We start from the raw sequence: 5044 nt of genomic DNA, 5'->3' as shown, positions 1-5044 counted from the left end.
TCGAATTGCAGGCTGACCGGTTGGCGCCTGAAGCGATGGGGATCATCATCCTGCCGAAGCCGGCAAAGGCGGTACAGAGCTTCGGCCGGGTCGCTGATCTTGGCCGCGGTATCGCCCTGACGCTGGATGGTGTCGAACGTGGCGCCATTGCGCCTGCGCTGGCGGCGCTGGGTATCGCCGAGGGCGGCGCGCTGCCGCTGACGATCCGCATCGACCCTGCCGCAGCCGCCAAGCCCGAAGGCTATATTCTGGACGTCAAACCGTCGGGTATCACCATTGCCGCACATGATGCGGCGGGCGCCAGCTACGCGCTGCGCTCGCTCGCGCAGCAGGCGGCGTTCGAAAAGGGCAAGCTCAAGCCGCTGCACGTCGAGGACGCCCCCGAATATGGCTTCCGCGGCCTTCACATCGATCTTGGCCGCAATTTCCACAGCCGTGATGAGATTTTGAAGCTCGTCGAAGCGATGGCGGCGTACAAGCTCAACAAACTCCACCTTCATCTCGCCGAGGACGAGGGATGGCGCATCGAGATCCCGGCACTTCCCGAACTCGCCGAAATCGGATCGAAGCGTTGCCACGATCCTTCGGAGACGACGTGCATCCTCCCGCAACTCGGCGCGGGACCGGATGGTGCGGGCGGCGTCAACGGCTATCTGACGACCGCCGACTATGTCGCGATCGTCGAGGCGGCGGCGGCGCGTCAGATCGAGGTGATCCCGTCGATCGACATGCCCGGCCACAGCCGCGCCGCGATCATGGCGATGGAGGTGCGTCATGCGCGGTTGACCGCTGCGGGCAAGACGGCGGAGGCCGACGAATATCGCCTGATCGACCCCGCCGACACCACCGAATATCGCAGCATCCAGAATTACAGCGACAATACGCTGAACGTCTGCATTCCCGCGACCTATCGCTTCGTCGATACCGTCGTCGATGCGCTGGCCGCGATGCACAAGCAGGCAGGCGCGCCGCTCAAGACCTTCCATCTCGGCGCCGACGAAACCGCGGGCGCGTGGGTGAAGTCCCCGGCGTGCAAGGCGATGATTGCCGAAAATGGCGGCGATGCGGGCAAGCTCACCCCGCGCTTCATCGAACGGGTAACCGCGAGCCTCGCGGCTAAGGGCCTGCGTACCGGCGGCTGGAGCGACGGCATGGGTCACACCGAAACCGCGGCGATGCCGAAAGAACCGCATCTGGTGCAGACCAATATCTGGGGCGTGCTCCACACCGGCGCGATCCGCGAGGCGCATGACCAGATGAACCGCGGCTGGGACGCGGTGCTGTCGATCCCCGATCTCGGCTATTTCGACATGCCCTACGCGCCGCATCCCGAAGAGGGCGGCTACGACTGGGCTTCGCGCGGCGTCGACCCGTATCAGGTCTTTGGTTTCATGCCCGACAACCTGCCCGCCAATGCTGCGATGATCCGCAACATCTATGCCGAGGGCAAGGCGATCGAGGACAAGCCTGTGCTTCAGCCCGGACATCGCGTCGCCGGGCTGCAGGCGCAACTCTGGAGCGAGACGATCCGCACCGACGCGCAGGTCGACTATATGCTGTTCCCACGCCTCCTCGCGCTTGCCGAGCGTGCGTGGGCGCCGGCACCATGGACCCCGGCCTATCAGGCTGGGGCCAGCTATGAATGGGGCGACAAGCGTGTCGATGCCGCAAAGCTCAAGGCCGGCTGGCAGAATTTCGCCGGGCGTGTCGCGACGCAATTCCCGATGCTCGAAAGGATCGGCGTCGCCTATCGCGTTGCGCCGCCGGGCGCACGCATCGCGAACGGCAAACTCGAGGCGAACAGCATGTTCCCCGGCACGGCGATCGAATATCGTGTCGAAGGCGGCGCCTGGACGCGCTATGCCGGCCCCGTCGCGGTCAGCGGCGCGGTTGACCTGCGCAGCCGCTCCGCCGACGGCAAGCGCGCCAGCCGGACGGTTCGGGTCGAACCTGCCCGGTAAGCGGGAGGGGAGCCGGTGTGAGCGGGGCATTGGAAGAGATATCCGGCAGCGACCGTGTCGCGATCGCAGCCGTGGTCGAGGCGGCCGATCGTCCCGTCGTCATTCGCGGTATCGCGAGCGACTGGCCCGCGGTTGCCGCGGCGCGCGGTGGCGACGAGGCGATCGCCGCCTATCTCGCGGCGCGCGACAATGGAAAACCGCTGACCGTGCTCGTCGGTCTCGCCGAAACGGGCGGGCGCTATTTCTACACCGACGACATGCGCGGCGTGAATTTCCGCAGCGAAAAGATGCCGATGACGGCCCTCGTCACGCGCCTGCTCGCGCTGCGCGGTGCCGCCGATCCGCCGACGCTCTACGCGGGGTCGACTCCGACGCCCGAAAGCGTCGCGAGCTTCGCCGCCGAAAATCCGCTGCCCGTCGACACCGGCGTCGAACCCCGCATCTGGGTCGGCAACACCAGCCGTATCGCCCCGCATTACGACATGGCGGCGAACATCGCGGTCGTCGTCGCGGGCCGCCGGCGTTTCACCCTCTTCCCGCCCGGGCAGATAGCGAACCTTTATGTCGGCCCGGTCGAGCGCACCATCGCGGGTCAGCCGACGAGCATGGTCGACCCCGACCATCCCGACCATGCGCGTTACCCCCTCTATGCCGAGGCCGAGCGGCACAAGCTGGTTGCCGATCTCGCGCCCGGTGACGCCATCTATATGCCCCCGATGTGGTGGCATCATGTGCGTAGCGAGGGGGCGCTGAACGTCCTCGTCAACTACTGGTTCGGCCAGCGGCAGGACCGCTTTCCCTTCGCCGCGCTGATGCTCGCGATGCACTCGATCCGCGAGCTTCCCGACAGCGAACGCGAGGCATGGCGCACCTGGTTCGACCATTATGTCTTCGGCGAGGGCGCGACCCATGCGGTCGACCATCTGCCGCCCCATGCGCAGGGGGTGCTCGGCCCGCCGTCGCTGCAGCGCGACCGGATGATCATCGACTATGTCGTCGGCTTTTGCCGCAGCGGCGGGAGCGGCTAGGCCGCCTTCATCCAGACGACGAGCGCGAAGCGTGTCGCGCGCGCGGGCAGGGTGCGGTGCGGGGTGAAGCGATCGAGGAACAGCACCGTCCCTGCCGGACATATGGGCTGCACGCGCGGCAGGCCGGCGAGCCGCCATTCGGGGATTTCGAAACCATCGTCGCCCTCGCTCGCGAGCGGCGCGGGCTGGCGCCCCGCCGCAATCTCCAGCCCGCCGCTTTCGGGCCCGGCATCGCTCAGCGGGATCCACGCGGTCACCGCGACCTTGCCGCATCCGGCGCCGTCGTCGCGTGCGACGTCGCTGTGCCAGGCGTGGCGATGCTCGGGAAAGCAGGCGATGCTCGCGCGCACGCGCACGATCTTGCCCGACAGCGCGCGGGCGCTGATCCGCCCGGCGGTCTCGATCAGCCGCGGATCGTTCGCCAGCGCCTGCAATCGCGGTCCGCGATGCGCGTCGGTGCACACCGCAACGCGCAGCAGGTTCGCGACGCTACGTTCGTGCGCATAGACGCTGTCGATGCGTTCGGTCAGCGGCGTGTCGGGGCAGCTTTGCTCAAACGGCAGGTAGAGCGCGCGCGAGACGCGATCGATATGCTCGGCGATATCGGCCGCGGCTGCGCGGACCAGTTCGGGATCGAACAGCGGCACCGCGGCATATCCCTGCTCGGCGAACAGTGTTTCGGCGCTCATCGGGCGCGCCCGAAGAGCGTGATCGTCGGCCACTCACCGCCCGTCTCGACCTCTGCGTCGATGCCATAGACCGCGCGCAGCCGTTCGGCTGTCAGCACCTCGGCGGGTGTCCCGTCGGCGACGATCCGCCCTTCGTCGATCAGCAGCAGCCGGTCGCAATAGCGCGCCGCGAGCGTCAGATCGTGCAGCACCGCAATCACCAGTCCGCCTCCCGCCGCCTCGGCGCGCAGCATGTCCATCACGTCGATCTGGTGCCCGGGATCGAGGCTTGCGAGCGGCTCGTCGGCGATCAGCGCGGGCGCCTCGACCGCCAGCGCGCGCGCGAACAGCACGCGCGCGCGTTCGCCGCCCGACAGCTCGGTCGCGATCCGGTCGCGCAGTTCCAGCACATCGGCACGCGCCATCGCGCGTTCGATGGCTGCGGTGTCGGCGTCCGAAATCCGCGACATCGGCGCGAGGTGCGGCAGCCGTCCCAGCCCGACCAGCCGCTCGACCGTGAGCGGCCAGTGCAGGGTTTGGCCCTGCGGGACATAGGCGATGCGCCGCGCCAGCTCGCTGCGCGGCATTGCCGCTACATCGACGCCGTCGACCTCCGCTGCCCCGCTCGCAGGCACAAGTGCGAGCATCGCGCGCGCCAATGTGGACTTGCCCGCGCCGTTGGGTCCGACGATTCCGGTTAGCGTGCCCGCGCGAAAGGCTGTGCTGACGCCATGCACGACCGTGCGGCGCCCCAACGTGACGTCGACCTCGTCCAGCGTGATGCTCACCATATCCGTCGCTCCCGCATCAGGTGGAGGAGGAAGATCGGTACCCCCAGAAAGGCGGTAACGACCCCCAGCTTCAGCTCGTTCGTCGTCGGGATGATGCGGACACCCAGATCGGCGAGCGTGAGCAACGCCGCGCCGCCGATCGCCGAGGGCAGCAGGATCGCCGACGGGCTGCGGTCGGTAAGCGGGCGGATCAGGTGCGGCACGATCAGCCCGACGAAACCGATCGCGCCCGACACCGCGACCGCGCCGCCGACCCCGATCGCGGTTCCGATCAGCAGCCGCAATCTTGTTCGCCGCAGGTCGGTGCCCAGCGCCTGCGCCGCATCCTCGCCGAGCGTCAGCGTGTCGAGCGCGCGGCCGTTCCACAGCAGCATCGCGCCGCCGATCGCAATGCACGGCAACGCGATCCACACATGCTCGAACGACCGGTTCTCGAGACTGCCGAGTAGCCAGGTCATGATCTCCATCGCCGCGAACGGATTGGGCGACAGGTTGAGCGCGAGGCTCGTCCCCGCGACCGCGAGCGTGCCGACCGCGATTCCGGCCAGGATCAGCGTCAGCGGACTTTCGGCCTTGCCCGACAGGATGAAGAGCAG

At 68.0% G+C, this 5044-nt stretch carries 5 protein-coding genes; 2 read left to right on the top strand and 3 right to left on the bottom strand.

Translation table 11 applies throughout. The features are described from left to right. Both VGD20_RS07545 and VGD20_RS07540 read left to right on the top strand, forming a co-directional pair. Window positions 1-1961: family 20 glycosylhydrolase (locus VGD20_RS07545; protein WP_331133855.1), on the top strand; the 1961-nt coding region annotated here is incomplete at its 5' end. Window positions 1962-1978: 17 nt separating this feature from the next. Further along, complete coding sequence (locus VGD20_RS07540; protein WP_331133854.1) at window positions 1979-2989, top strand: cupin-like domain-containing protein; 1011 nt, start codon at window positions 1979-1981, stop codon at window positions 2987-2989. On the opposite strand, the gene VGD20_RS07535 is transcribed toward VGD20_RS07540, so the two are convergent. From VGD20_RS07535 to VGD20_RS07525, 3 genes are all read right to left on the bottom strand, one after another. Beyond that, window positions 2986-3678: a hypothetical protein gene (locus tag VGD20_RS07535; protein ID WP_331133853.1), complete on the bottom strand. Its 693-nt coding sequence runs from the start codon at window positions 3676-3678 to the stop codon at window positions 2986-2988. The two genes, VGD20_RS07540 and VGD20_RS07535, sit on opposite strands and share 4 nt — an antisense overlap. Continuing rightward, window positions 3675-4448 (bottom strand): ABC transporter ATP-binding protein, encoded by a 774-nt coding sequence (locus VGD20_RS07530; RefSeq protein ID WP_331133852.1) that lies wholly within the window; start codon window positions 4446-4448, stop codon window positions 3675-3677. Before VGD20_RS07530 ends, VGD20_RS07535 begins: the two co-directional genes overlap by 4 nt. Further along, the coding region (locus VGD20_RS07525) for an iron ABC transporter permease (protein WP_331133851.1) at window positions 4442-5044 on the bottom strand (603 nt) is incomplete at its 5' end. The genes VGD20_RS07530 and VGD20_RS07525, both read right to left, overlap by 7 nt.

Origin of the sequence: Sphingopyxis sp., assembly GCF_036402335.1 — a bacterium.
Lineage (GTDB): Bacteria > Pseudomonadota > Alphaproteobacteria > Sphingomonadales > Sphingomonadaceae > Sphingopyxis.
The sequence above is the reverse complement of the archived record's forward strand: the minus strand, read 5'-3'. Positions and strand labels throughout refer to the sequence as shown.